Origin of the sequence: Echinicola jeungdonensis, from assembly GCF_030409905.1 — a bacterium.
Taxonomy (GTDB): domain Bacteria; phylum Bacteroidota; class Bacteroidia; order Cytophagales; family Cyclobacteriaceae; genus Echinicola; species Echinicola jeungdonensis.
This window is the reverse complement of the sequence record NZ_JAUFQT010000001.1, coordinates 406,946-433,169: the sequence shown is the minus strand read 5'-3', so window position 1 is coordinate 433,169 and position 26,224 is coordinate 406,946. Positions and strand designations below refer to the sequence as shown.

General features: G+C 39.7%; 23 protein-coding genes. 10 read left to right on the top strand and 13 right to left on the bottom strand.

Translation table 11 applies throughout. The annotated features are described in order from the left end of the window. Positions 1 to 13: 13 nt before the first annotated feature. From gatA to QWY93_RS01745, 8 genes are all read right to left on the bottom strand, one after another. Positions 14 to 1,441, bottom strand: a complete 1,428-nt coding sequence (gatA, locus tag QWY93_RS01780; RefSeq protein WP_290246477.1) for an Asp-tRNA(Asn)/Glu-tRNA(Gln) amidotransferase subunit GatA — start codon at positions 1,439 to 1,441, stop codon at positions 14 to 16. A gap of 13 nt (positions 1,442 to 1,454) precedes the next feature. Beyond that, positions 1,455 to 1,658, bottom strand: a complete 204-nt coding sequence (locus QWY93_RS01775) for a Sec-independent protein translocase subunit TatA/TatB (protein ID WP_290246476.1) — start codon at positions 1,656 to 1,658, stop codon at positions 1,455 to 1,457. A 132-nt stretch (positions 1,659 to 1,790) separates the two neighbouring features. Continuing rightward, on the bottom strand, positions 1,791 to 3,041 hold the full coding sequence (locus QWY93_RS01770; protein ID WP_290246475.1) for a murein hydrolase activator EnvC family protein: 1,251 nt from the start codon (positions 3,039 to 3,041) through the stop codon (positions 1,791 to 1,793). Between the two features lie 3 nt (positions 3,042 to 3,044). Continuing rightward, positions 3,045 to 3,785, bottom strand: coding sequence for a lipoprotein insertase outer membrane protein LolB1 (lolB1, locus tag QWY93_RS01765; RefSeq protein WP_290246474.1), 741 nt, complete (start codon positions 3,783 to 3,785; stop codon positions 3,045 to 3,047). Next, entirely contained in the window at positions 3,778 to 5,526 is a 1,749-nt protein-coding gene (locus QWY93_RS01760) for a tetratricopeptide repeat protein (protein ID WP_290246473.1), read from the bottom strand. The genes lolB1 and QWY93_RS01760 overlap by 8 nt, the downstream gene beginning before the upstream one ends. A gap of 107 nt (positions 5,527 to 5,633) precedes the next feature. Beyond that, positions 5,634 to 6,068, bottom strand: coding sequence for a dUTP diphosphatase (gene dut, locus QWY93_RS01755; RefSeq protein WP_290246472.1), 435 nt, complete (start codon positions 6,066 to 6,068; stop codon positions 5,634 to 5,636). Positions 6,069 to 6,075: 7 nt separating this feature from the next. Then, positions 6,076 to 7,590 carry a lipopolysaccharide biosynthesis protein gene (locus QWY93_RS01750; protein WP_290246471.1) on the bottom strand — a complete coding sequence of 505 codons (1,515 nt, stop codon included), beginning with the start codon at positions 7,588 to 7,590 and terminating at the stop codon, positions 6,076 to 6,078. 24 nt (positions 7,591 to 7,614) lie between these two features. Continuing rightward, complete coding sequence (locus tag QWY93_RS01745; RefSeq protein ID WP_290246470.1) at positions 7,615 to 8,400, bottom strand: enoyl-CoA hydratase/isomerase family protein; 786 nt, start codon at positions 8,398 to 8,400, stop codon at positions 7,615 to 7,617. Between the two features lie 233 nt (positions 8,401 to 8,633). Between QWY93_RS01745 and QWY93_RS01740 the strand changes: the two genes are divergently transcribed. Together QWY93_RS01740 and QWY93_RS01735 are read left to right on the top strand one after the other, a co-directional pair. Next, entirely contained in the window at positions 8,634 to 10,097 is a 1,464-nt protein-coding gene (locus QWY93_RS01740; RefSeq protein ID WP_290246469.1) for an NADP-dependent isocitrate dehydrogenase, read from the top strand. Between the two features lie 114 nt (positions 10,098 to 10,211). Further along, positions 10,212 to 10,697, top strand: a complete 486-nt coding sequence (locus tag QWY93_RS01735; RefSeq protein ID WP_290246468.1) for a hypothetical protein — start codon at positions 10,212 to 10,214, stop codon at positions 10,695 to 10,697. Positions 10,698 to 10,795: 98 nt separating this feature from the next. Here the strand turns inward: QWY93_RS01735 and typA are convergent, their stop codons facing one another. After that, positions 10,796 to 12,607, bottom strand: a complete 1,812-nt coding sequence (gene typA / locus QWY93_RS01730; protein ID WP_290246467.1) for a translational GTPase TypA — start codon at positions 12,605 to 12,607, stop codon at positions 10,796 to 10,798. A gap of 524 nt (positions 12,608 to 13,131) precedes the next feature. On the opposite strand from typA, the gene QWY93_RS01725 reads away from it, so the two are divergent. Continuing rightward, positions 13,132 to 13,344 carry a hypothetical protein gene (locus tag QWY93_RS01725; RefSeq protein ID WP_290246466.1) on the top strand — a complete coding sequence of 71 codons (213 nt, stop codon included), beginning with the start codon at positions 13,132 to 13,134 and terminating at the stop codon, positions 13,342 to 13,344. 461 nt (positions 13,345 to 13,805) lie between these two features. Then, positions 13,806 to 15,179 (top strand): histidine--tRNA ligase, encoded by a 1,374-nt coding sequence (gene hisS / locus QWY93_RS01720; protein ID WP_290246465.1) that lies wholly within the window; start codon positions 13,806 to 13,808, stop codon positions 15,177 to 15,179. Positions 15,180 to 15,241: 62 nt separating this feature from the next. On the opposite strand, the gene QWY93_RS01715 is transcribed toward hisS, so the two are convergent. Beyond that, positions 15,242 to 15,532: a hypothetical protein gene (locus tag QWY93_RS01715; protein WP_290246463.1), complete on the bottom strand. Its 291-nt coding sequence runs from the start codon at positions 15,530 to 15,532 to the stop codon at positions 15,242 to 15,244. Between the two features lie 208 nt (positions 15,533 to 15,740). Between QWY93_RS01715 and QWY93_RS01710 the strand changes: the two genes are divergently transcribed. After that, positions 15,741 to 16,073: a YbaB/EbfC family nucleoid-associated protein gene (locus QWY93_RS01710; protein ID WP_290246462.1), complete on the top strand. Its 333-nt coding sequence runs from the start codon at positions 15,741 to 15,743 to the stop codon at positions 16,071 to 16,073. Continuing rightward, positions 16,073 to 17,080, top strand: a complete 1,008-nt coding sequence (locus QWY93_RS01705; RefSeq protein ID WP_290246461.1) for a glycosyltransferase family 2 protein — start codon at positions 16,073 to 16,075, stop codon at positions 17,078 to 17,080. The genes QWY93_RS01710 and QWY93_RS01705 overlap by 1 nt, the downstream gene beginning before the upstream one ends. Here QWY93_RS01705 and QWY93_RS01700 read toward each other — a convergent pair. Continuing rightward, a complete protein-coding gene (locus tag QWY93_RS01700; protein ID WP_290246460.1) occupies positions 17,077 to 17,295 on the bottom strand; it encodes a PspC family transcriptional regulator in 219 nt (72 codons plus the stop codon). The two genes, QWY93_RS01705 and QWY93_RS01700, sit on opposite strands and share 4 nt — an antisense overlap. Before the next feature lie 153 nt (positions 17,296 to 17,448). Between QWY93_RS01700 and QWY93_RS01695 the strand changes: the two genes are divergently transcribed. Then, a complete protein-coding gene (locus tag QWY93_RS01695) occupies positions 17,449 to 19,188 on the top strand; it encodes a tetratricopeptide repeat protein (RefSeq protein ID WP_290246459.1) in 1,740 nt (579 codons plus the stop codon). 43 nt (positions 19,189 to 19,231) lie between these two features. On the opposite strand, the gene QWY93_RS01690 is transcribed toward QWY93_RS01695, so the two are convergent. Next, the gene (locus QWY93_RS01690) at positions 19,232 to 19,939 is read right to left on the bottom strand and encodes a hypothetical protein (RefSeq protein ID WP_290246458.1); all 708 of its coding nucleotides are present in this window, start codon (positions 19,937 to 19,939) and stop codon (positions 19,232 to 19,234) included. A gap of 167 nt (positions 19,940 to 20,106) precedes the next feature. On the opposite strand from QWY93_RS01690, the gene QWY93_RS01685 reads away from it, so the two are divergent. After that, entirely contained in the window at positions 20,107 to 21,093 is a 987-nt protein-coding gene (locus QWY93_RS01685) for a glycosylasparaginase (RefSeq protein ID WP_290246457.1), read from the top strand. A gap of 409 nt (positions 21,094 to 21,502) precedes the next feature. Beyond that, positions 21,503 to 21,961, top strand: coding sequence for a CBS domain-containing protein (locus QWY93_RS01680; protein WP_290246456.1), 459 nt, complete (start codon positions 21,503 to 21,505; stop codon positions 21,959 to 21,961). Positions 21,962 to 22,017: 56 nt separating this feature from the next. Here the strand turns inward: QWY93_RS01680 and QWY93_RS01675 are convergent, their stop codons facing one another. Continuing rightward, the gene (locus QWY93_RS01675) at positions 22,018 to 22,788 is read right to left on the bottom strand and encodes a YdcF family protein (protein ID WP_290246455.1); all 771 of its coding nucleotides are present in this window, start codon (positions 22,786 to 22,788) and stop codon (positions 22,018 to 22,020) included. A gap of 220 nt (positions 22,789 to 23,008) precedes the next feature. On the opposite strand from QWY93_RS01675, the gene QWY93_RS01670 reads away from it, so the two are divergent. Continuing rightward, positions 23,009 to 26,224: a UvrD-helicase domain-containing protein gene (locus tag QWY93_RS01670; protein ID WP_290246454.1), complete on the top strand. Its 3,216-nt coding sequence runs from the start codon at positions 23,009 to 23,011 to the stop codon at positions 26,222 to 26,224.

Genomic DNA, 26,224 nt, shown 5'->3' with positions numbered 1-26,224 from the left:
GGAATTAGTTTATCTATTTTTTAATCGATATCAGATATTTTGCAAATGCATAAAGTTCTCCTTCTTTAAAAGAATTGGCTATGATTTGCAAACCAATCGGTAATCCCTTTTCATCTGTTCCATTAGGAATGGAAATGGCAGGAACCCCCGAAACAGAGGCTTGAACTGTAAACAAATCCTCCAGGTACATGGCTACAGGGTCATCACTATGCTCTCCAAACTTAAACGCTGTAGAAGGCGTAGTTGGCATAACGATGTAGTCATATTTATCCAACAGGTCTTCGGTAAACTCTTTTATCAGCCTTCTTACTTTTTGGGCTTTGGTGAAATAAGCATCATAATAACTTGCACTAAGTACAAAAGTACCCAGCATGATCCTTCTTTTGACCTCCTCTCCAAATCCCTCTGAACGTGTAAGCTTATACATGCTTTCCAAGTTGTGGGCATTTGGAGTTCTATACCCATATTTTACGCCATCAAAGCGTGAAAGGTTGGAACTTGCCTCTGCAGTGGTCAAAATATAGTAGGTAGGAAGCACATAATCCAATAGCGGAAAATCTACTTCTTCTACTTGATGGCCTTCTTCCTTCAGTTGGTTAAGCACATCCAGAGTATGGGCCTTAATCTCAGGTTGAAGGGCATCAGATTCAATAGTTTCTTTCAAGTAAGCTACTTTGACTGGCTTTTCCAAATCCAGCATTTCGCTATAGGAAGGTACGGATTTTTGGGAAACCGTACTGTCATTGTCATCTGGTCCTGCTATGACTTCCAGGACCAATGCATTGTCCTCTACATTTTGGGAAAACACTCCTATGGTGTCAAAGGAAGATGCGTAAGCAATCAGGCCAAAGCGAGAAACCCTTGAGTAAGTAGGCTTGATTCCCACAAGACCGGTAAATGCCGCAGGTTGTCGAACAGACCCTCCAGTGTCTGTTCCCAAAGAGGTAGTACAAAGATTGGCTTGGACTGCAACGGCAGATCCTCCGGAAGACCCCCCGGGCACCCTTTCCTCATCAATGGCATTCAATACTTTCCCATGAACGGTGTTTTCATTGGAAGAGCCCATACCAAATTCATCGCAATTAAGCCGTCCAATTATGATGGCATCTTCATCGATCAATTTTTGGACTGCAGTACAGGTGAATTGGGATTGGAAATTTTCCAGAATCTTGCTGGAAGCATTGACTTCATGGTCGGTATAGCATAAAACATCCTTTATGCCAATGACCATGCCTGCCAATTTACCAGCAGTTCCTTCTGCCAATTTTTGGTCTACTTTTTCGGCCTGTTCTAAAGCGGATTGCTCATAAACTTCAACGAAGGCGTTGAGATGCGCCTTCGTCTTGATGTTGTTGAGGTAATAATTTACGATTGCTTTACAATCAGTCTCCTTATTTTTAAGCGACTTTTTTATTTCGTCGAATGAATGGAATTTTTCCAATTTTCAGATGCTTTTAGTCTTTTTTCTTTTTGTCCTTCAGACCTTCCTCAATATCGTCCTGAATCTCCTTGGTGGCGTCTTTGAATTCTTTGATTCCTCTTCCCAGCCCTCGAGCTAATTCAGGGATTCTTTTTGCGCCGAATAATAGGATGATAACCAGGATGATAATGATCAAGGAACCACCTCCTATATTCTGAATGAAACCCAATGTAGTCATGTCTAACATTTTTGTGAATTTAAATTGTTACAAAGATACAACAGCGCTTTACTAACACAAGAGAATAGCATACAGTTCTTTATCTTTTTCTTTTCTTTTTTTATAAATGTACAGAGATTATGGGGTTTACCCCTAATTACTGGATAACCAAATAGTAGGGTTCATCACTTTTAGTCCCTTCCAGGTCTGGAAATGAACTTCTGATGTACCATCATTTCCTGTGGATACTTCACCTATTTTTTCCCTTGCTGCCACCTTTTGTCCGGACTTAACCGAAATGGTCCTAAGCCGGCTGTACATGGTGTAATATTCCCCATGTCGGATGATAATGGTTCCTCCCATGCCGGGGACCGTAGAGATTTTGGTGACCGTTCCACTAAATACCGCCCTGACGGTTTCATCCGGGTTGGTCTGGATATCTACCCCATCATTGGTTTCGGTAATGCCTCTGAGGGTGGGGTGAGGGTGGGTGCCAAATCTCCTGGAAATAAACCCACTGGCAACTGGCCATGGCATATTCCCCTTGTTTTCAGCGAAAGAATTGGAAAGAGCTGCACTTTCAGGAGTTAGTGGTACGTTGGTTCCGGCCGATTTGGTTGCCCTGCTGTTGGCTTTTTTTGCTTCTGCTTCAGCCAAGCGGATCTCCTCTTCGATAACTTTCCGAATCAACCGGTTTAATTCTTCCTGTTGTTTTTTGGTTTTTTTTATGTCCTTTCGGATTTCTTCTTCTTTTTGGCTCAGATTATTTACAATTTGTTGTTGTTCTTGCTTTAGGCTGGCCAACTCTTTCTTTTGTTCCTGTTCCCTTTCCAGGGCAAGTTGCTTGTCCGATTTCTGTTTTTCTAATTGGTTGTTTTGTTTTTCCAGGTCTGCACTCACTTTATTGATCTGGTCAACCTGCTTTTTCCGGGCATCACTATATTGCTTGAGGTATTTCAACCTCATATAAAACTGCTTAAATGTAGAAGAGCTGAATATAAAACTTAAAACAGTGACCCCGCTGTTAAGTTTGGAAGAAGTATAGATCATCTGTGCATATTCTTCCTTTAACTCCTCGAGGTCCTCTTTCAGGGATTGGATCAGGTTTTGGGTATCCTTGATTTCCTGGTTTAACAGCAGGACTTCATTGTTCAAAGTGTTGATATAATTCGCCCTGGTTTCCAGTTGGCGATTGACTACATTCAGTTCACTGATGGTGTTTTTTTTGCGGGCGGCCGTTTTTTCCAGGATTTTGTCAAATTCCTCCAGCCTTTTAAGTACCTCGGCTTTTTCCTTTTCCAATTCGGCACGACTCCTTTTGGTTTGGGCATACAATGGATTGTCAATTGTACCCAATTGGTACAACACCAAAACCAATAAAAAGAGGTATTGATTAATCTTCATATTTTAAAAATTATAAGGGAATGACATGGGGCCTTCTTCCAAATCCACCTTGTTTACCTCAATATTCACCAAGGTGGATTTTTGCCCTGAAGATTGATCCATGAGCATAGTTAGCAATATCCTGTGAGCAAAGGGTTGCTCATTGACCTTTTCAAAGGTCGGGTAATTGGCGGTCAGCTTGCCTTTATGGTATGGGGAGGAGGTTTCAAGCTCCATGACTTTTCCATGCTGGGCCCCAATAACGGATTCATAAAGGATATCATCCCGCCTTTGGGTCAGGGTAAATGTTTTTCCTACCCGGATCAGCCTGTCCCTGAAACTGAGTTGGTTAGGGACATTGGCAAAAAGGATATTTTGGAACAAAGGCAGGGAAAGCCTTAAGCCATATTGGTTTTGAAATTGCTCGAAGGTAAGGTCTATCTCTTTCCCATTGAGACGGTCTTTTACACGGATGGATTCCTGGGTGATCACTCCTCTAGCTGCCTCAATGCCCAAGCCCGGGCTAAGGCTAAACCAAATAATGCTGTCCTTTTTGGCCCTTAGATTAAGGGTTCCCCGAGTGGTTTTTCCACCATCCTCTTCCAGTACAATTCTAGCTTTGGCACTTAGGTAGCTGAAGTCAAAATAATTGGGAGAAAATTCCTCCATTACCCCATCTGAGCTATATAGGTTAGGTCGTTTGGCACAACTTGCCAATAAAAGCAAAACCACAGGAATTACACTCCAAAAAAAACGCTTATTCATAGTATTGCCTATCCTCAATCTTTTTATCCAACATGTCGGAGGTGTCTTCTTCTTTTTGGGCTTTTTGCCAATATTTGATCGCTTCTTTTTTTGCGCCTAATTGAAAAAGGATATCCCCATAATGTTCCAACATAACGCCGCTGGGCATGGCTTCATTGTCCAGGGCTTTTTTCATATATATTTTGGCTTGTTGGAAATCTTCCATCTGAAACAACACCCATGCATGGGTGTCCAGATAAGTTGAATTGGAAGGAAATTTTTTCACCAACAATTGGGACATGGATTTTGCTTTTTCCAGGTCCTTTTTCTGAAGGGAAAGGAAGTAGGCATAATTGTTTAGCACATGCTCATTATATGGATTTTGTTCCAAGACCTTTTCGTAAGCATCAAAAGCTTTCTCGGGCTTTTTTAAGGCATGATATGTGTCCCCCAACTGCCCCCAAACCATCAGGTCCAATTGTTTATTCCCCCCATTATTGATTTCCAAACTTTTTTCAAAAGCAGTTTCTGCTTCCTGGTGATTTTTCAGGGCCAGGTTCACCGTTCCTTCAAAGAACCAGAATTCTGGTTTCTGGGGAAATTCCTCCACCCCAATAGTTGTATATTTGGAAATTTCTTCAAATTCTCTGCCCAGTTCAAACATCAAGCTAATGGTGTTTTGGACCAATTTGGCATCCCCCACAGCAATATCCAGAGATTGCTGATAATAGGAAAGGGCTTTTTCTTTTTCATTTCCGGCAAATGCACGGTTACCCATGGCCGCATAAATTACAGCCTCCTTACCGTTATGTTGCACCATAAGACCTGCCAAGCTGTCCAGTAATGCTTCCCTTTCCGGGGTTTTAATTTCCTTTTGGAAAATGTCAGAAAAAGTCTGGGATTTTACCTTTCCTTCCAGGTCGGGGTTTTGAAAAGCAGTAAACAAATGTTCTTGAGCTTTTTGGAACTCTTCCTTTTCCTGGTAAAGCGAATATGCTGCAAGGTGAAGATCCGGTTGATTGGGATATTGGTGAAGGGATTCCAATACACAAGCAAGCGCCTTGTTTAATTGGTTGTTATTATAAAGAATTTCAACCAGGGCCAGTATATATTTTGGGTTGCCGGGGTTGGCTTTTATTAGTTTTTCCCCCTCCGACAAGGCTGCTTCCAGGTTGTTTTTTCTCAAATAAATCCGTTGCTTTTGAACGGTCAATTGCTCCATTACCCCAAAATATTCCTCTGCTTGGTTAAGTGCATTCAAGGCTTTGTCAAATTGTTTGGTACTTAGGTACAAGGAAGCCAGGTCCAGAATATAATGTTCAGTATTTTCCGAACTGTTTATGAGAGATTGAAGGATTTCTGCAGCTTTTTGAGGATTGTCCTGCTTGGTATAAACTTCTGCCAGCAACAAATGATAATATTTGTTTTCAGGGTCCGAATCAATGGCTTTTTGGCCATATTCTAAGGCCTCCTCATGTTGATTGGCACGGGCCAGGATTTCTGCCATTTTAAAATTAATGGCACCGGATTCCGGTTTTAGTTCATGGGCTTTTTCAAAATAGGCAAAGGCCTTTTGAAAGTCTTCCAACATCATGTGTTTTTCCCCTTCAATAAACAAGCGGTCCGCTTTGGTTTCCTTTCTTTGTTGTTTCCGCTCTTTTCTTGAAAGTTTTTTCTGAGCTAGAACATCCCCGGATATTATCAAAGCCGAAATCAAAATTCCCAGGAAAAGGGTATGGGTAAAATGGATTTGTTTATTCATGATGGATTATAGAGTCGCTTTCTTAATCTGTGTTTACCACAGGTTCATTCAAGCTTACTTACAAACTTAGGGCCTTTTTGGTTCCTATGACCGGGAGGGAGATGGAATCAGGATTTACCGGTGCTTCCGTAGCCTCCAGCTCCTCTTTCGGTGGAGGAAAGGTCTACGGCCTCTTCCCATTGGATTTGCTCGTGCCTGGCAACGACCATTTGGGCTATCCTTTCCCCATCTTTGACTTCAAATGATTCCTGGGACAAATTGACCAATAAAACCTTGATTTCACCTCGATAATCGGCATCAATGGTGCCTGGGGAATTGAGGACGGTCAATCCATGCTTATAAGCCAGACCGCTGCGTGGTCTGATTTGTGCTTCAAATCCTGCAGGCAATTCCATATAGAGCCCGGTACCAATCAGCTTTCTTTCCAAAGGTGCTAATGTCACTGAAGTTTCCAGGTTGGCACGCAAATCAAGGCCTGCTGATAATTCGGTTTGATAGGCTGGAAGGGGGTGTTTGGATTGGTTGATGACTTTTACCTGCATGTTGATTTTATTTTTTTAATTTTTTGAGGATTAAAGATAATTCCTTTTTTTCCAAAATGATAATGATTGCCAAAAAAGCTATTACCAAGCTGTTATGGACCATAAAGGTGGCCACTTTTGAGGGTAATTCTATGAAATATCCCAAATAACTGAGGCCAAATGCCAAAACCAAATAAAATATCCCTTTGAGGGTTTGGTAAGGGATGGGATAATATTTTTGGCCATATAAATAACAGATCACAGACATGGTCAGGTAAGTTGCCAAAGTGCTGCAGGCTGCTCCGATATAGCCAAGTTTGGGCACTAGAAGCACAATAACTAAAATCGTAACAAGCGCCCCTGTTCCTGTGATGTAAAAGCTGAAGATGGTTTTATCGGTAATCTTGAACCAAATGCTAAGGTTAAAGTAAACCCCCAGCATCAAATAGCCCATCAGCAACATGGGCACAATTACCAAGCCCGCTTCATATCCTGGGCTTCTTAAAATCATTGGTCCTATAATATTTAAATTGACCGCAACAGCAATCATTAAAGTGCTGCAAAAAATGATAAACCAATGCATGACGGTGGCATAAAGTTGGGGACTGTTTTTGTCCTCACTTTGGGAAAAGAAAAATGGCTCTGCTGCATATTTAAAGGCCTGGATGATCAGGTTCATAAAAATGGCCAGTTTAAAATTGGCCCCAAATATCCCTGCAGCCTCTCTGGTGCTTAGGCCGGGGTAGAAATTTTCCGGAAGGATATATTCAAACAAAAACCTGGAAAAAACCTCATTGGTCACTCCGGCCAGGCCCATAAACAGCAAGGGAAGGGCATAAAGCCACATCGATTTTAACAAGGCTCCATCAAGTTGCCAGGAAAACTTTCCAGTCAAGAAAATCATTAATGGAATGATTAAGCCATTGGCCAAAAGGTTGGCCAATAGAATATAATCCACACCCCAATCTGGATTGTAAAATGCATTTACCGTTGGCTGTAAAAAAGAGAAGTAATCCCCCTGATATACATGGTGACAAAAAACAATAAAGAAAATATTGAAACCCACATTAAGAAGAATGTTGAGAAATTTAGTCAGGGCAAAGGAAAGGGATTTGTTTTCCACCCTTAACTTGGCATATGGAATTGCCAAAATGGCATCAATAGTCAAGATCATAGCCGTCCATTGGAACAAATAGGCTTTGCCCGGATAATCCATCCAGATGCTTATTTGTTCTGCACTTAAAAATAGAAGGGTTCCCAGGGAAAGTGAAGTGGTCATGACGAGGGACTGGACATTATTAAATACCCTTTTTGGATGCAGTCCTTTGCCGGTGGCGAACCTAAAAAAGGTCGTTTCCATCCCATAGGTGAAGATGACATTAAAGAAGGCGATAAAAGCGTAAATGGCAGTAAAGGAGCCAAGGTCTTCTTTGGAGAGATAGGTGACATATAAGGGGAGGAGTAAAAAATTGATAACCCTTCCTAAAATGCTGCTAATCCCATAAATGGCCGTCTGTCCGGCAAGTTTTCTGAGTTGGCTCATGGGCATTAAAAAAGAAAAGGGGACTTATTCCCCTTTAAAATTGGGTTTTCTTTTTTCGAGAAAGGCGGTGGTTCCCTCTGAATAATCTTCTGATTTTACACATCTGGCAAAACTATTGGCTTCGATTTGATAGCCATTTTCATCATTGGTATAGACCGAATTGACACAGTCCACGATCATGCCTATGGCTAATGGGGCCTTGGTCATGATTTTTCTTAAAATTTCTTCTGCTTTATGAAGGGCCTCTTCTTTATTGCTAGTAACATGATTGACCAAGCCAAGAGATTTGGCTTCCTCTGCCCCGATCATTTCTCCCGTCATCAGAAGTTCATTGGCTTTACTTCTTCCTACTAAAAATGTAAGCCGCTGGGTTCCACCATACCCTGGAATGATGCCCAAGTTGACTTCTGGTTGTCCGAATTTGGCATTGGCTGAGGCAATTCTCATATGACAGGCCATGGCCAGTTCACATCCCCCACCAAGTGCAAAGCCATTGACCACTGCAATGACCGGTTTATGGCAAGACTCAATTATATCATAAACTTCTTGCCCGTTTTCCGAAAATTTCCGGGCATTCAGTTCGTTCAATTGAGCTATTTCGCTAATGTCCGCCCCTGCCACAAAGGCCTTATCCCCCGCACCAGTTAGAATGACAGCCTTAATCGACTTATTATCATTGACTTCGTCAAAAATATTTTTGATCCCTTCAAGGGTTTCGTGATTGATTGCATTGAGTTTGGACTCTCGATTTATGGTGAGGTAAAGAATTCCGTCCTTATTTTCAGAAAGAATATTGTTAGATTCAGCCATCCTATTAAACCTATGTTTGAATCCAAATATACGAGGAGACATATCAAACACAAAGCAATCCATGTAAAAATGAAGGGTTAAATTTAGGGGCGAAAAATGGTTAATTCTTGGAGGAAACGCAGTTATGGCTATTATTTTATCCGAATTTGTAAAGGGTTAAGGGGCCATGTCTGGCATTTTTTTATATTTTTGTACCACATCTTGAAACTTCAAACTTTAATCATTTTAACACTATGTCATCCAAAAGAAAAATAACCGTAGCCTACGGTGATGGTATTGGACCTGAAATTATGAAAGCCACGTTGTCCATATTGGAAGCAGCGGGCGCTCAAATAGAAACTGATGTAATAGAAATAGGGGAGCAAGTTTACCTTAAAGGCATCAGTTCAGGAATTGAACCCAAGGCTTGGGATTCTCTTAGAGAGACAAAAGTTTTTTTGAAAGCTCCTATTACAACTCCACAGGGGGGAGGTTTCAAGAGTTTAAACGTGACTACCCGGAAAACATTGGGCTTGTATGCCAATGTAAGACCTTGTAAAGCATATTCGCCTTTTATCCGTACCCATTTCCCGAAAACCGATATGGTCATTATTCGGGAAAATGAGGAGGACTTGTATGCTGGAATTGAGCATAGACAAACTGACGAGGTTTATCAATGTCTTAAATTGATCTCCAGACCTGGTTCTGAAAAAATTATCAGGTATGCCTTTGAATATGCCCGTAAATACAACAGGAAAAAGGTAACCTGCATGACCAAGGACAACATCATGAAGTTGGCTGATGGTCTTTTTCATAAAGTATTTAATGAGGTGGCCCAAGAATACCCTGAAATTGAAGCTGATCATAAGATCATCGATATTGGAACGGCTTTGATTGCTGACAAACCAGAAATGTTTGATGTGATCGTTACCTTAAACCTTTATGGTGATATCATTTCGGATGTGGCAGCTCAAATTACCGGATCTGTTGGACTTGGAGGCTCTTCCAATGTCGGTGAAAATGTAGCCATGTTTGAAGCTATTCATGGTTCGGCCCCTGACATTGCAGGTAAAGATCTTGCTAATCCATCTGGGTTGTTGAATGGAGCTATCATGATGCTTGTGCATATTGGTCAGCCTGAAGTGGCTGAGAAAATCAGCAATGCCTGGATGAAAACCCTTGAAGATGGTTTACACACCGGAGATATTTATCAGGATAATATTTCTAAAAAGAGAGTTGGTACCCAGGAATTTGCCCAAGCGGTTATTGAAAGGCTTGGTGAAAAGCCCAGCACCATGGTTCCTGCAGCGTTTAAGAAAAATGTTGGCGGTGATGATAATTCAGGAACCATCAAATTGACTGAAAGAAAACCATGCAAAAAGGATTTGGTAGGTCTTGATGTATTTATCGATTGGAAAGAAAATGGCAGAGATGCCAATGTCATTGGTGATAAACTGAGAGCTGTTGATGCTGATGGGCTGAAAATGCAATTGATTACCAATAGAGGAGTAAAAGTTTACCCGGGTGGAATGAAGGAAACTTTCTGCTCTGACCACTGGAGGGTGCGCTTCTTCAATGCGGACCAAACCGAAATTTCTCATAGACAAGTATTAGATGTTTTGAGACAAGTGGAGGATTTGGGTTTTGATTTTATCAAAACTGAAAACCTTTACACCTTTGATGGTGAGCGAGGTTTCTCCTTGGCCCAAGGCGAATAATAAGTTATTATTAATTAAATGATATTTAAAGAGGTGTGTTATAGCACCTCTTTTTTTGTTTTATCAGGACAAGTTGAAGTTTTTTCCGTATAGGTTTATAAAAAGTTTATTGTTATGAAAAAGTTATTGATTTTTAACCTTTTATTGTTTTTTGCATTAGGGAGCTGCTCAATTTTGGAAACTAAAGAAGGCATTGAAGCTAGTCAATCCTATGTGGAAGGGGAGTGGAAATTGGTAAAAGCTGAGGGGGGCTTTACGGTGGAAAATCCTCCAGAACCTGAAGGGCCGACCCGGACAGAAATCTATTCTTTTACCAGTGAGGGCACCTTTAAGAAAACGGTCGATGGTGAGGATTTTCATTCCGAGGCTACAGGAAGCTATATGATTGAGGAAGTTTCCGAAGATTTGAAAGATAAATACCTGGGCGTGGTGGTGCTTACTTTTACAGGTGGTGACGGAATGGCTTACAACTGCAGCAGTAGTGAGGAGGAAAAAGAAGCGCTTCATATTTCTAAGGAAGGGCAATTGGCTAACATCAGTTGGGCGCCTTGTGATGGTCTCTTTCTATATTATGAAAAACAAGAAGAATTAGGTGGATAAATTCCTTGAAATTTTCAACAAGACCTGTCCAAAAAAAATGGTATAAAAAAAACTCCCCGGAACCATGTTCCGGGGAGTTTTTTGAAATATTGGATTGATTAATTGGCCGCTTCTTTTTTGGCCATTCTATTTCTTTCGTTTTCGTCAAGATAGATCTTTCTCATTCTCATGCTCTTTGGCGTGATCTCCAGGTATTCATCCTTTTGGATGTATTCCATGGCCTCTTCCAAAGAGAATTTTTTGGCGGGAGCAATCTTGGAGTTGTCATCAGAACCAGAAGCCCGCATGTTGGTCAGTTTTTTTCCTTTTTGAACATTGACCACGATATCATTATCTCTGGAATGTTCACCGATCACCTGTCCACCATAAATTTCCTCTCCTGGATCCACAAAGAAAGTTCCTCTGTCTTGAAGTTTATCAATGGCATAAGCGGTAGTTGGGCCGGACTCCATTGAGATCAGGGAACCATTGATCCTGCTAGGGATAGCACCTTTGAATGGTTCGTAAGTGATAAATCTGTGGTTCATGATGGCTTCCCCTTGGGTAGCGGTCAAAACATTGTTTCTCAAACCGATCAATCCTCTGGAAGGAATCTGGAATTCCAAATGTTGCAAATCTCCGCGGGGTTCCATGACCAAAAGTTCACCTTTCCGTTGGGTGGCCAACTCTATGACCTTACCGGCTGTTTCTTCTGGCACATCCACCACCAATGATTCAATAGGTTCGCTTTTAACCCCGTCAATTTCTTTATAAATCACCTGAGGTTGTCCCACCTGGAGCTCATAACCTTCTCTTCTCATGGTCTCGATCAATACGGACAAATGCAGGATACCCCGTCCATAAACCAGGAATTTGTCTTCATTATCTGTCGGTTCTACTCTTAAGGCAAGGTTTTTCTCCATTTCCTTGAAAAGACGATCCCTCAAATGACGGGAAGTCACAAACTTTCCTTCTTTCCCAAAAAATGGGGAATTATTGATGGTGAAGAGCATATTCATGGTAGGCTCATCGATGGAAATTCTTGGTAGGGGTTCGGGATTTTCTGCATCTGCAATTGTATCACCAATTTCAAATCCTTCAATACCGGTAACTGCACATATATCTCCTGCCTGCACTTCTTCCACTTTGTTTTTGCCCAGACCTTCAAATACATGAAGTTCTTTGATCCGTACTTTTTTAATGGTACCATCGGATTTGCAAAGAGCTACCTGGTCACCTTCTTTCAAAGAACCTCTTTTTACCCGGCCAATAGCAATCCTTCCCACAAAGTTGGAGAAATCCAAAGAAGTGATCTGCATCTGGGTGCTGCCTTCTTCAATTTTTGGCTCTGGAATATTTTCAATGATGGTGTCCAATAGGGGAAGAATGGAGTCAGTTTCCTTTTTCCAATCAGGGCCCATCCAATTGTTCTTGGCTGACCCGTAAACGGTAACAAAGTCCAACTGTTCTTCTGTTGCATCCAAATTAAACATAAGGTCAAATACTGCCTCATGTACTTCATCAGGACGACAGTTGGGCTTATCTACTTTGTTGACTACCACAATCGGAGTCAATCCCAGATCAAGCGCTTTGCCCAATACGAAACGGGTTTGCGGCATAGGGCCTTCAAAGGCATCCACCAAAAGCAAAACCCCATCTGCCATTTTAAGCACCCTTTCAACCTCTCCACCAAAGTCGGCGTGACCAGGGGTGTCAATGATATTGATTTTAATATCCTTATATCTAACAGAAACATTTTTGGAAAGGATGGTAATTCCCCTTTCTCTTTCCAAATCATTATTGTCCAGGATCAAGTCGTCAAACTGTTGGTTTTCCCGAAAGATCTTAGAGGCATGAATGATTTTGTCCACGAGTGTTGTCTTGCCGTGGTCCACGTGCGCGATGATCGCAATGTTTCGAATATTCTGCATGGTTAATTTAAATTGAAATGCAAAAGTACGAATAATTTTTGAAAATAATTAAGGGGAGTGAAAGTTTAACAAGTAGATTTTCAAGGTTTAACCTTATTGAGGCGGATAAGTCTTGATGCTTTTTTAATCTAAATGTTTCTGCTTTGTCAATGGAGAATTATGAAATAGAACTTTCTTTGGTATGACAATTATTAATGCGGAATTTTCCTGGTTTGGAAAAAAAGGAACAGGAATTGTTGTGTAAATAAATGGATGATTTTGGTAAATCAATGGGATGTGGTAAATCATCCAAGCTTTTAGTTTCGACGTTTATAAATTAAGTCAAAATTACATTGAAAATAATTTTTTTGGATTGATGTGAATATTAATAAATAATATTTATATTTATAAAGTGCAAAAAAATGCATTTGAAAAGCGTAAAATAAAGTATGTGTATTTCCATACTGGATGTCAGGAAGCTGACAGGAGACACCTGAAGTGTAATGTTTGCTTCGATTGTTTTGTTTCACCAAAACACCTGAACCATGAAGTACCTCATTAAAATCGAAATCAATGATGTAGAATTCCAGATTCATACTGAAGCAGCCCATGAGCGGGAAGCTAGGGATAATGTATGGGAAATCATCAGAAGAAAAACCACATTAAAATCAATTGAAAAAGAAGCTATAGAAACTCAGGAAGCAGCCTCATTTGGAAAAAAATTTGCCGAAGGGATTCGAAGTGCTTTGTTGTTATAGACTGTGGTAAATTGAAAGGAATATGAATAAAAGATTACTCCTATTACAAACCTGAAATTTGAAGAAGGGCTTACAGGATTATGTTTGGTTGGGAGAAAAGTGGGACTGGAAATTTCTTTTCTAGACCTCCGGATAAGTATTTCCGGAGGTTTTTTTAGTGCGCAATAAGGATAAAGTTTGAAATTTTCTTGAACACCTTTCCTTTTACTTGTTTGAAAAATAAAAGAAATTTGGGGGTATCCAAGAGAAGGATATTCCTAAATGCCTTGACCAGTTTTTTTTAATGGTAGTTAAATAATATTTCGGGAAAAATAAGCTAGGGTCTTTTAACAAATACCATTTCCTTTCTATTGACTTGAACTTGGTTCAAGTTGTTTTCTTTATGGAGTTTTCCAGCTGATCGGATTATTAATTTTCACTTAATCAAGCATATTTTTTACCTTTGGGCAAAATTGAGAAAAATGAGCATCCAGAAACCATCTTTACCAAAAGGAACCAGAGATTTTGGCCCAATTCAAATGGCCAGGAGGAATTATATCTTTAAAATCATTAAAGAAACTTTTCAGCTTTATGGTTACCAACAATTGGAAACCCCTGCCATGGAAAATCTTGCGGTATTGACAGGTAAATATGGGGATGAAGGAGATCAGCTTTTATATAAAATCCTAAACAGCGGAGATTTTCTAAAAAAAGTTAAAGATCCTGACTTGAGGGAAGGATCAACAGCGGTAATGCCTAAGGTAGCTGAAAAAGGTTTGCGATATGATCTAACTGTACCTTTTGCACGGTATGTGGTGATGAACCGGCATGAAATCAATTTCCCCTTTAAACGTTTTCAAATCCAACCTGTTTGGCGGGCAGACCGACCCCAAAAGGGTAGGTACAGGGAGTTTTACCAATGTGATGCAGATGTTGTCGGGACTGATAGTTTGATTTGTGAGACCGAAATTCTGTTGATGATCCGAAAAGTTTTCTTCAGGTTAAAATTGACTGATTACAATATCAAAATCAATAACCGAAAAATTCTTACTGGTATTTCGGAAGTTATCGGTGAAAAAGGAAAGGAATCTGCCCTGTGTGTTGCTATAGATAAATTGGATAAAATCGGCTGGGGAAAAGTGCAGGAGGAGCTGCTTCAACGGGGTTTTTCCCGGGATGCTATCAACAAATTGGAGCCTGTCATTAACCTGTCCGGTGGTAATTTGGAAAAAATCAGCTTTATGAAGCAATTTCTTTCTTCCAGTGATCAGGGAATGAAAGGAATAATGGAAATTGAAGAAATTTTTCAACTACTTGAAGAATTTGGTGAGGAAGAAGACCATATTCAATTTGACGTGGTCCTGGCCAGAGGATTATCCTATTATACAGGAGCAATATTTGAAGTGAAAGTCAATAAGGTTTCCATTGGGTCGGTAAGCGGTGGAGGTCGATATGATAATTTAACAGGTGTTTTTGGAATGGAAGGGGTCAGTGGGGTAGGCTTTTCCTTCGGCGTAGATAGGATTTATGATGTACTTCAGGAATTGAATCTTTTCCCGGACGACCATAACCAAAGTTCCTGTGCTATGATAGGCTATTTTGATGAGGAGGGGAGAAATTATGGCCTAAAAATTTTAAATGGCCTAAGGAGTGTGAATATCCCTGCTGAGATATTTCCGGATTATGCCAAAGTCAAAAAGCAATTTAATTATGCGGATAGAAAAGGGATTCCTTTTGTAATTCTGGTAGGTTCTGATGAAATCAAACAGCATAAAATTACCCTGAAAAATTTAAAAACAGGAGAACAAAAACTAATGACTTTTGAGGATGCTATTGGAACCATAAAAGCCAGCTAGGTTTCAGCAAAAAATAAATATTAGCCCCCAATACTGTATTGGGGGCTAATATTTGAAATTTTTCAATACTTTAAGTCCAACCCAAGAATGGCATTGACAGGAATGGTAATATTTCCCTTTAGGTTTATAAATTCCTGACTCACTGCCCAAATAGTCGTATCCACCAGATAAAGCTTTGCATCTTCGGTTTCAAAAGTGATTTTTACCTTTCCATGGAGCACATTCCCCAATGCCAGACCCCTTAGGAGATTTCGCATTCTTTTTTCCCTGCTTTCCTTATCCAATAGCACCTCTTTACTTGTAAACTTGAGGTCCTTGATATTTTCTTTTGAGATAATTTTAACAATGCTCATAATTCAATTATTAAAACAATATGGTATATATTATTTTATCGAATAATGTTTCGAAAAGGTTTTGTGATTAATTTTATATGTTGATTGTGATTTAATATTGGAATAATATTTTGATATAATTGTAAGGGTTGAAATTTTACTTTAAACCAATTGTTGGGCCAGTAAAGTGAAATCGATTATATTTGAAGAATAAACCAGAAGGAATTGTATGTTTGATTTTATGAATATTATGAATAAGGTGAAGGAAGCCCAGGCCAAGATTAAAGAAAAGCAGGCCGAGCTGGTTCACCTTACCGCTGAAGGAGAATCTGGAGCGGGCATGGTAAAAGTAGTTGTAAATGGACACCGTAAAGTGGTCGATATTGTGATAGATGACAGCCTGGTCAACCCTGATGATAAGGAAATGTTGAAGGATTTGATAGTTGCAGCAACCAATAAGGCTTATGAATCTATTGAGGTAAAGATTAAAGAGGAAATGAAAAAAGCCACTGAAGGATTGATGCCCAATATCCCTGGGATGGATTTTGGCAATATGGTTTAATGCAGAAGGCGGCCATTGTTATATTGAATTATAACGGGAAGGAAATGTTACAAAAATTCCTTCCCAACGTCATTAAAAACAGTCACTTTGAAATCATCATTGCCGATAATGCCAGTACTGATGAATCGGTTCATTTTTTGAAAGAACATTATCCCAAAATCAGGACTGTTCTACTTGAAAAAAATCATGGTTTTAGTAAAGGCTACAACTTGGCCCTTCAATCCCTGAAAGGAGAATTTGAATACTATATCCTCCTCAATAGTGATGTAGAAGTCAGTCCCTTCTGGGACTTGACTTTGGTTCAGTGGTTGGAGGAGCATCCTGATTTTGCAGCGGTCCAACCCAAAATTTTATCCCATCAATTTCCCGGGAAGTTTGATTATGCAGGTGCAGCAGGTGGGTTTATCGATACATTAGGATACCCCTATTGCCGGGGCAGGGTATTGCATACCTTGGAAAAGGATCAAGGGCAATATGACGAAATGATGGAGGTAGATTGGGTATCTGGGGCTTGCTTTGTAGTCAGGTCTTCCTTGTTTCATCAGGAAGGGGGCTTTGATGATATATTTTTTGCCCATATGGAAGAAATTGACTTATGTTGGCGGTTTAGTAGGTTGGGATACAAGTTAGGGTGCATTGGAAACACCTCAGTTTTTCATGTTGGAGGAGGAACTTTGTCCAGATCCAGCCCATTCAAAACCTATTTGAATTTTAGAAATAATCTTTTGATGCTGTATAAAAATTTAACTCCTAGTTCTTTTTTTAAAATTACTTTGGCCAGGATATTCTTAGATGCAGGAGCAGCTGTCCATTTTTTGATCCAAGGGGAATGGGCCCATTCCAAGGCTGTGTTGAATGCCTATAGGGATTTTTTAAAATTTAAAGGCCGAATAAATAAAAAGGCCCCTTTGGCATCAAAATTGCCCTTCCGAAAAATCGGGAAGAAGATCCCCTCGGTTATTTGGGTTTATTATTTAAAGGGAAATAAAAAGTTTGGGGATATCTAGTCAAATAGGACTGGATTATTGCTCTTTCTGAAATATTTTCTGACTTTCATCATCATAGCCAGGCTTACATAAATGATGACTGGGGAACCCAAAGTGATGAATGAAGCATATATAAAAAACAATCGGATGCTGTCAATGGGAAACCGGAGTTTTTCTCCAAGTTTGGAGCAAACGCCAAAAGCCCTTTCTTCAAAGAAAATTTTTAATTTTTCCATATTGGTCTGCATAATTTGGAAATTAAAATTAGTCAAAATATAATGAATATTCTAATAAATAAATTTCACCTTCCATCTCTTATGAAACGAACCTATACCTGGCTAATGATTTGTTTATCATTGGTTTTTGTCGGCTGTAGCTCTAAAGCTTTAATGAACAAAACCGCCGGACAACAAATTACTGTGGAGAATGATCCTTTGATATTATTCAAAGATTCCGTGCAGGCAGTTATTAAGGCCAGCATTCCATCGGATTTGGTAACGGAAAAAACAAATTATTATTTGTTGCCAGAATTTCAGTATGGTGAAGGTGCCCTTCCATTAGAAGACATCAAAGTAAATGCCAATTCTACCGGGGACAAAGACCAGCCTATTGAACTTACTCATAAAATTATTTTCCCGTATCAGGAAGGAATGGACCGGGGAGTCCTCAGGGTAAAGGGCTTATTGGAGGATAAGGAGAACCAAAAAACTTATAGCACCTCCTATATCAATTTGGCGCAAGGCATAATAAGTACCCCAACCTTGGTTCAGGTGGGACAGTTTGCACCTGGAGAAGCGATTCCACAAGTTGGGGCATATATGAGATATAATGAGGAAATGGCCCTAAGTACCGAGCCTGTTGAGATGAATGTGTATTTCCCCAGCAACGAGGCCATTGTAAGTGATAAGGTGAGCCAGTCAAATGAAATGAGGGCTTTGAAAAATTTTATTGCGAATCATAAAGACATCAAAGGGGTAAGTATTACAGGGATGACGGCACCTGAACCGTCTGAATTACAAAATTCTGCTTTGGCAGATCAAAGGGGCCAAGCTTTGGCCGCTTTTATTAGGGAAGAGTTGAAAAAAAATGGTTATGGTGAGGAGTTGGATAATATTCGATTTGTGTTGGGAACACAAGAAAAAAACTGGTTGCAGTTTAGGCAATTGCTTAGAACCTATGACCAAATTTCGGTGGAGGATAAGGAAAAATACTTTGATGTTATCTACAGCGATAAGCCGTATTTCCAAAAGGTTACCGATCTGGAAAAGGTGGTCAACTTTGGAAGAGTGAAAAGGGATATTTTTCCCAAATTGAGGATGGCCAAGGTCACTTTTTTAGTTGAAAAAAACAGAAGGCCGGATCCGGAAATATCAGCTTATGCCAATCAATACATTCATGGTACTGCAGGTGAAAAGGTATTGACTGAAGGGGAATTGGCATATGCAGCAGAGTTTAACCCAGGTCTTAAAGAAAAACAAGCCTTATATGAGGAAATGATTCAAAGACATGGTTCTGCTTTGGCATTTAATAACCTGGGTGTGGTATACCTTAACCAAGCCCACAGAATGATTAAGGTCAGTGAGCGAAACCAAAAGGTAGCCGAAGCCATCAATATGTTTGAAAAGTCCAATGATATTAATAAGAATGCCTATGCCTTGCATAACCTGGGCCAGGCTTATCTAATGTGGGAGGACTATGCAGGAGCCTATATTGCCATTTCGGAGGCCAACGCTATTTCCCAGGATAATCCGGATTTTAACCGTTTCAATGAAGGTAAAAGGGGGGCTATCGATATAATCAGAGGAGATTACAAATTGGCAACAGTGAGACTGGACAAAGCTCCGGATACTGATATTAACCTTTTCAATAAAGGGTTGGCCCATTATTTGGCAGAAGAGTATGGGGAGGCTGCAATTGCTTTCGAGGAAAGTGCTATGTCCAATATGGAATACGCCTACCCCTTCTATGGACTTGCCTTGGTAGCGGCCAAAAATAATGATGAAGAAAGGTTATATGAAAACCTTGCCAAGGCAGTTCAAAGAAGTCCTTATCTAAAAAGGAGGGCTGCTACTGACCTGGAATTTGAAAAATATCAGGATAAAGCAGCCTTTAGGCAAGCGATTCGCTAAAACAAAAAAAGGTGCAGGATTTTTTTCCTGCACCTTTTTTTTCCTAAGGCACTTCCTTCAAATGAATATTAATGGTATTATAATATAATTCTGTTCGGCCTTCAAACCCTGAATCGGTTCCAATAATCAACCAAAGTTGTCCAGATCCATCGGACTGGGCCTGAAAATTAGTTCCTCCATTGCCTCTTTGAATAAGCTCATAGCGGAATTCCTCTCCTTCTATCCCTATTGTGCCAATATTGGTCATGTCATTTCCATCCTGGGACTGGTTACCTTTATCAATATTCATCCGGTAATAGCCATTTTGGACAATAGGCAAAGGTTCAATGGAACTTGCACCTGCTTTAAGGAAAACGGATCCCCCTGGACTCCCCCCAATTCCAACGGATTCCTCTGGGTATTGAGAGGCAAGTTCAATATTAAACTGTACCTCATATTGAGTTGAAGGTTTTAGGCCGGTAATCGCCTTCTTCAAAAACATAAAGAGATCGTCACTTAGATTTTGACCCCCAATTTTGGCTCCATAATAGGTTTCGCCTATTTCATCAGGTAAAATACTATGCTCATAAATGAGTTCAAATCTTTCTGGATCTTCAACTGGATAATCCGCAAAACCACCTTCCCAACCCTCTAGGTTTTCCTCAAAATCAAATGTTAATTGCCTTTCATCCAAATTACCACTAGGATTGGGATCGTCATTACAAGAAATATTTATAGCGATTATTACAAATAGAGATAAAATGGTCTTCATATAAATCATATTTTGGGTCTTTTTTCTCATAACGATAAAAAATGGATAATGGTCCCAAGTGTTTAGGGACTTTTTGAAAAAAATGAAGCAAATATTTATGGTTGCATTAGGTTGATTATTAAGATGGTATGTTTTAAATTTTCAATAGGTTCAACTTGGTGCAGCTTATGTCTGGAAGAAGAATGTTTTTAAAAAAATCCTTGATTTCTACAGTAATGTTGATGCCTGGGAAGGCTGGAAACCTGTTTTCATTTGACTCAAATGAAAAGAAAAGGTATAAACCTTTGATTCTTTCCACCTGGAGGCATGGCAGGCCTGCAAATGATAAAGCCTGGGAAATTTTGCATAAAAATGGGAGTATTCTGGATGCTGTAGAAGGAGGGGTAAGGGTCACCGAAGCCGATCCAAACAGTTTATCCGTTGGATTAAATGGATTGCCCGACCGGGATGGAATTGTAACATTGGATGCCTCTATTATGAAAGGGGACGGCTCTTGCGGAGCCGTGGCTTATTTGCGAAGAATAAAGCACCCGATAAGTTTGGCCAGAAAAATTATGGAAGAAACCCCACACATACTCCTTTCTGGTGAAGGAGCTCTCCAATATGCTATAAAACAAGGGTTCACAATTGAAGATGAAACCTTAAGCCCCAGGGCAAAAAAGCTATACGATGAATGGGTCCAAAAGTCCCGGTACCAACCTCAAATCAATGCTGAGAACCATGATACTATTGGTATGATAGGCCTGGATTCCAATGGACAAATGGCTGGGGCATGTACTACCAGTGGTATTGCATTTAAGATGCATGGAAGGGTGGGAGACAGTCCCATAATAGGGGCTGGGCTGTATGTGGATGAAAATGTAGGAGCTGCCACAGCAACAGGCCTTGGTGAATCAATACTAAGGGTTTGTGGAAGTTTTTTAATTGTTGAACTGATGCGCCAGGGCAGGACGCCCCAAGAAGCTTGTGAGGAGGCTATTAGGAGGTTGGCTGCCAAAAGTAAGTCATTAGAAAATACCCAAGTGGGTTTTTTGGCTTTAAACAAGGAAGGTCAATTTGGGGCATTTTCACTTCGACCTGGGTTTAATTATGCCATAAATCACCAAGGTAGAAATGCATTGGTAGATGCGGATCACTTTTTTAAGTTTAAATAATAATTGGATAAGTTCAATTATTATTAATTTTATTAATAGCCAGAATAAATTAGGGGGGTATAAATGAACCTTTGGATGATAATTTTTTCTTTTGGTTATTCTGCTTTTTGAATAATTAGAAGTTAAGTGTAAGTCCTTCAAAATGAGTTGTTTTGAGTGATAATAAAATGAAATTAAAAAGCATTTTTCGTTAAAAAAAGGAACTTTTTTGAGGGTTTTCCAATAAATTTATTAAAAATTTTTGTTGGGGACCATTGACTTATTTTTGGGTGTGGATGTTTTATTTTCTTTGGTAAAATGAAATAATATGGTTTTATGTAATTGTTATTTTTATTAAATGTTGAGGCATTATTTTGGTATTATCTTATTATATGGTTAAATTATTCGGGTTGTATTAAACTGAAAAATTATGGTAAAAAGTTTTCAAGGAGAAAGATTATTAGAACCCAAGACTCCCGACCAACCTATTTTGGTCAGTGATCACATGAGTACCAATTTGACCACATTCCATCCGGATGACACCATTGATCATGTTATCCAGGTGCTTACTCATCACCGCATTTCAGGTGCTCCAGTGGTGGATGATGCGAATAATTTGGTAGGTATGATCTCTGAGGGAGACTGTTTGAAAGAAATCATTCGGGGAAAGTATAACAATACCCCTAGAATGAGTGGTACGGTAAAGGATTATATGACAAAAGAAGTCATCACCCTTGACCGTGATATTAGCATATTTGATGCTGCTAATCGATTTTTGACCCTTAAAATCAGAAGGTTTCCTGTCATGAAAGAGGGGAGACTGGTTGGACAAATTAGTGTAAGTGATATTGTCCGGGCTATTCCTTTACTGAAAGAAACTACTTGGTAAAGGGAATTGGTAGTTTACTGGGATGGGTAAACTACCCAAAATTTTTTTCAATTTTTTCATAAGTACCCCATCATTTTGTAAGCGATAATTCCAATCCATTCTTTGAATAATTTATGCCAAAGCAATAAGCCCTCTGGTGTTGGTTGTAGCAGGGATTGAAAATTGACTTTGGAATCGGAAGAATAATAATCTACCGGAAAAGTTTCAGTGGCCAAGCCTGCTTTGTCAAAGCAGCCTTTGGCCCTTTTTATATGGAAAGCAGAGGTGATTAATAAATAAGTTGAATTAAGGTCAAATCCTGATTCCAACAATTTTTCCTTTGAAAAAATTGCGTTTTGATAGGTGTTTTTGGCTTTGTTTTCAATCAATATATCCCTGGCAGGGACTCCGGCCATTTCCATAAAGTCAGCAAGTAATTCCGCCTCGGTATTGGAGTTGACTGGATCAAAGCCCTGCCCTCCAGTGATCAGGATTTTATTGATTTTTCCCATTTTATACAACTGAACTGCATGGGTTGCCCGGTCCGCTCCCTTATTAAAAAATGTACGGTCATAAGCGGTCTTATCCAAGTTCGTTACCCCGGTAAGAACTATTCCCATTTCAAAATCCGGCAAAGTTTCAAAAGATTTATACGGGGGTTCCCAGGCATTCATAACCGTATTGGACAACCATTTATTGGTAAACAATAAAAGCAGAATGATGCCCAGCATTAACAGCTTTTTGCCCCACTTTTTTTTCAAATACAGCATCCCCGCCAAAAAGCAAATGATTACCAGGGTAAGTGGCATGACCAGAAAACTCAATAATTGGGAAAGGATAAAGAACATAGCTTATTATTTGATGCAAATAAAGGTTTTTATTTTTTTATAATTATTGTTTTAAAGCCGAATTTGGGAGATGGATTCTTTAAAATGGAATAGATTAAAAGTACCCATTTTCCCATTAATAGGTTAAGCAATAGAATTCTGAAAAATATTCTGACATCTATTGTCATTAATTTTTATTATCTGAAAAATTCACATTGCTTTGTTTCGAAAACGATCCCTTATGGAATTAAAACCATTTGTAATATACAAATCCTCAGCTGGGTCCGGAAAGACCTATACCCTTACCTTAGAGTACCTTAAATTGGCCTTGCAATTTCCAGCAGCATTTAGGTCTATTTTGGCTGTGACTTTTACCAATAAGGCCACTCAGGAAATGAAAGAAAGAATACTGGAAGTGCTTAACCGGCTTCGAAAGGACGTGAACCCCAATGAGTTTATGGACCAGGAATTGATGAAGCATTTATCTTTGAATGATGGTCAATTAAAGGAGAGGGCTGGTCAGGTACTAACGGCTATTTTGCATGATTATGGCCAGTTTTCCGTAAGTACCATTGATAGTTTTTTTCAAAAAGTGGTTCGAGCATTTGCCCGGGAAATTGATTTGCAAGCCAAGTTTGATATAGCCTTGGATCAAGGAGAAGTACTTGAAAGGGTGGTTGATAGGGTAGTTGAAAATGTTTTGGAGGATAAATACCTTCATAAATGGTTGGTGGATTATGCTATTTCCCAAATCCAGCTAGGCAAGTCCTGGGATATCCGAAAAAATATACTTTCTCTTGGAAATCAGATTTTTAGGGAGGATTTTAAAAAATTTCAGGGGTTTATTAGGGACTTTTTATCGGATCAAGAAAACATAAATGGATTTCAGGAATACCTGAGGAAAAAGGAATATCTTTTATTGGGCCATATCAAGGAAGTTAAAAAGCAGGCCCAGGAAATCCGGGATCAATATGGGCTGGAATGGATTGATTTTTCCGGAGGCAAAAATTCCTTTGCCAATAAATTTGAAAAACTCGGTCAAAAAGATAATCCCGTTCCGGAATTGACCGAAAAACAAAAATCAAATATTGAGGATGAAACTAAATGGTATTCCCAAAAAAGTAAAAATAAGGAAGCAATCATTAGCGCTTACCATGCTGGATTAGGCCAATTGTTGGGTCAATTTGAACCCCTTTTGTATGAATGGAATACTTTGGAAGCTATCCAAAAGAATTTTTATGCTTATGGCCTATTCCGAAATCTATTGGAAGAGTTACGGGAATTGAAGGATGAAGAAAACCTATTGATGATTTCCGATGCCAATGACTTTTTGAAGGAGATTACAAAGGAAAATGATGCCCCTTTTATTTATGAAAAAGTAGGTAACCAGTACAAGCATTTTTTGATAGATGAATTTCAGGATACATCTGGTTTTCAGTGGGACAGTTTTAAGCCTCTTTTGGAAAACTCATTGGCCGAGGGTAATACCAATCTTCTAGTGGGAGATGTAAAGCAATCTATATATAGATGGCGGGGAGGAGATCTAAAACTGCTATTGGAAAAGGTAGAGGAGGACATCAACAAGGACCTCATAAAGGTGAATAACCTGGACACCAATTTTAGGAGTTTACCAGCAATTATCGCCTTTAATAATGCCCTTTTTCACCATCTTCCCCAACAGCTCCAGTTAAGTCTGCAACAGGAGAACGGCATTGAGGACACTGGCATTCTAGAAAAAGCTTATGGGGACGTTACCCAAAAAGTTTCCTCAAAAAAAACCGCCTCTCCTTTCCAGGGAAAGGTAAAGTTGGAATTTATTTCGAAAAAAGAAGAGGAGGGAGAAGAGTTATCTTCTAAAGAGCAAGCGTTGGAAAAAATTCCACAAATGGTAGAACACTTACAGGAAAGTGGCTATCAAGCCAGGGATATTGCCTTTTTGGTAAGGAGGAAAGAGGAAGGGGCAATGATTGCCGATACTTTAATGGCCTACCGGATGGAGAACCCTGACCTCCCATTTAATTATGAGGTGGTTTCTGATGAATCCATGTATTTGACCAAAGCGGCTTCTGTAAGGGCTTTAGTGGCAGCCCTAGAAAGTATTTTGAATCCGGAGGATAAACTGCCCTTTCAGACTTTATGGTACTATTGGAGTATGCTTCATGGAAGGCCTATTTCCCATGAAATATTTGATTCAAGCCAGGCTCCGGAATGGTTGGAGGCTAAAATTAATTCCTTTTTGGAGCGTAGGGCTTTTATGGAAAGGCAGCCATTGATGGAATTGATGGAAACACTAATTGCTCACTTGGGTCTTCATGAATTACCTATGGAGCAAGCTTATATTTCAGGATTTAGGGAGTCTGTTTTTGATTATGTTGCTAATAACCGGGCAGATCTGGCTGGATTTCTTCAATGGTGGGAGGATAACCATCAAAAAAGAACAGTTAAGATTCCGGAAACCCACGATGCTATGCCTATCATGACCATTCACAAGTCCAAAGGCCTTCAGTTTAAGGTGGTTTTGATGCCATTTCTCAGTTGGGATATTGTGGATTTCAAAAAGGAAAACATCATCTGGTCCCCTTTTCAGGATCAAGATACGGGAACGGAAGCCATCATACCACTGACCCTAAGAAGAAATATGGCGCAATCTGCTTTTGCCCCGTTATACCGGGAAGAAGTAACCATGGCTTATTTGGATACATTGAATATGGTCTATGTGGCTTTGACCAGAGCTGAAGAGGTGTTTTGGGGCTTATGTCCACATAATCCACCTAAGAGTGGTTTTTCCTTAAAACCATTGGAAAACAATTTATTTCAATTGATGATCCCAATTAGTAATGAGGGAAATGAATATAATGCTGTTTTTGACCAAGAGTCAAAAGTTTTTGATTGGGGGGAATTGCCGAAAAGGGAGCAGGTTTCTCCAGTTAAACAAGGGGTGGGCAAAAGATGGAAATACCGGGATTGGTCTGAACTGCTTCAAGTCAAACCCTATGCAGTTGATTTTAGCCCTGAAGGATTGGCACAAAGGGAAAAACGGGATTTTGGTGTATTGATCCATGAGGTATTGGAGAAGTCCAGGCAACTGAAAGATATCGAAAGACATTTGCAGGCTTTTTATTTCGACGGGAGGTTAAGTGCTGAAGAAATGGATTTGGTTAAGGAGCAATTAAAGCCTTTAATGGATGATCCTGTTTTTGCTGCTTGGTTTGATGGAAAAGGAGATATTTTAACTGAACAGGGGGTTATCTTACCTGGGGGTAGACAAAAACGCCCCGATAGGATCATTCTGAAAGATGATGAGGCCTTGGTGGTGGATTTTAAAACTGGGGAAGAAAAACAAGCTTACCATAATCAGGTCAAGGAATATATGGAATTGGTAGGGAACTTGGCCAAGAAGCCTGTTAAAGGTTATTTGTGTTATTTGGAATCAGGAAAAATATTAGCGATCAAATAG

What these genes read in the sequence shown, in the direction of transcription:
- QWY93_RS01775 (WP_290246476.1), bottom strand. Translation starts at nt 1,658, where the DNA reads ATGACTACATTGGGTTTCATTCAGAATATAGGAGGTGGTTCCTTGATC.
- QWY93_RS01770 (WP_290246475.1), bottom strand. Translation starts at nt 3,041, where the DNA reads ATGAAGATTAATCAATACCTCTTTTTATTGGTTTTGGTGTTGTACCAA.
- lolB1 (WP_290246474.1), bottom strand. Translation starts at nt 3,785, where the DNA reads ATGAATAAGCGTTTTTTTTGGAGTGTAATTCCTGTGGTTTTGCTTTTA.
- QWY93_RS01760 (WP_290246473.1), bottom strand. Translation starts at nt 5,526, where the DNA reads ATGAATAAACAAATCCATTTTACCCATACCCTTTTCCTGGGAATTTTG.
- dut (WP_290246472.1), bottom strand. Translation starts at nt 6,068, where the DNA reads ATGCAGGTAAAAGTCATCAACCAATCCAAACACCCCCTTCCAGCCTAT.
- QWY93_RS01750 (WP_290246471.1), bottom strand. Translation starts at nt 7,590, where the DNA reads ATGAGCCAACTCAGAAAACTTGCCGGACAGACGGCCATTTATGGGATT.
- QWY93_RS01745 (WP_290246470.1), bottom strand. Translation starts at nt 8,400, where the DNA reads ATGGCTGAATCTAACAATATTCTTTCTGAAAATAAGGACGGAATTCTT.
- QWY93_RS01740 (WP_290246469.1), top strand. Translation starts at nt 8,634, where the DNA reads ATGTCATCCAAAAGAAAAATAACCGTAGCCTACGGTGATGGTATTGGA.
- QWY93_RS01735 (WP_290246468.1), top strand. Translation starts at nt 10,212, where the DNA reads ATGAAAAAGTTATTGATTTTTAACCTTTTATTGTTTTTTGCATTAGGG.
- typA (WP_290246467.1), bottom strand. Translation starts at nt 12,607, where the DNA reads ATGCAGAATATTCGAAACATTGCGATCATCGCGCACGTGGACCACGGC.
- QWY93_RS01725 (WP_290246466.1), top strand. Translation starts at nt 13,132, where the DNA reads ATGAAGTACCTCATTAAAATCGAAATCAATGATGTAGAATTCCAGATT.
- hisS (WP_290246465.1), top strand. Translation starts at nt 13,806, where the DNA reads ATGAGCATCCAGAAACCATCTTTACCAAAAGGAACCAGAGATTTTGGC.
- QWY93_RS01715 (WP_290246463.1), bottom strand. Translation starts at nt 15,532, where the DNA reads ATGAGCATTGTTAAAATTATCTCAAAAGAAAATATCAAGGACCTCAAG.
- QWY93_RS01710 (WP_290246462.1), top strand. Translation starts at nt 15,741, where the DNA reads ATGTTTGATTTTATGAATATTATGAATAAGGTGAAGGAAGCCCAGGCC.
- QWY93_RS01705 (WP_290246461.1), top strand. Translation starts at nt 16,073, where the DNA reads ATGCAGAAGGCGGCCATTGTTATATTGAATTATAACGGGAAGGAAATG.
- QWY93_RS01700 (WP_290246460.1), bottom strand. Translation starts at nt 17,295, where the DNA reads ATGGAAAAATTAAAAATTTTCTTTGAAGAAAGGGCTTTTGGCGTTTGC.
- QWY93_RS01695 (WP_290246459.1), top strand. Translation starts at nt 17,449, where the DNA reads ATGAACAAAACCGCCGGACAACAAATTACTGTGGAGAATGATCCTTTG.
- QWY93_RS01690 (WP_290246458.1), bottom strand. Translation starts at nt 19,939, where the DNA reads ATGAAGACCATTTTATCTCTATTTGTAATAATCGCTATAAATATTTCT.
- QWY93_RS01685 (WP_290246457.1), top strand. Translation starts at nt 20,107, where the DNA reads ATGTCTGGAAGAAGAATGTTTTTAAAAAAATCCTTGATTTCTACAGTA.
- QWY93_RS01680 (WP_290246456.1), top strand. Translation starts at nt 21,503, where the DNA reads ATGGTAAAAAGTTTTCAAGGAGAAAGATTATTAGAACCCAAGACTCCC.
- QWY93_RS01675 (WP_290246455.1), bottom strand. Translation starts at nt 22,788, where the DNA reads ATGTTCTTTATCCTTTCCCAATTATTGAGTTTTCTGGTCATGCCACTT.
- QWY93_RS01670 (WP_290246454.1), top strand. Translation starts at nt 23,009, where the DNA reads ATGGAATTAAAACCATTTGTAATATACAAATCCTCAGCTGGGTCCGGA.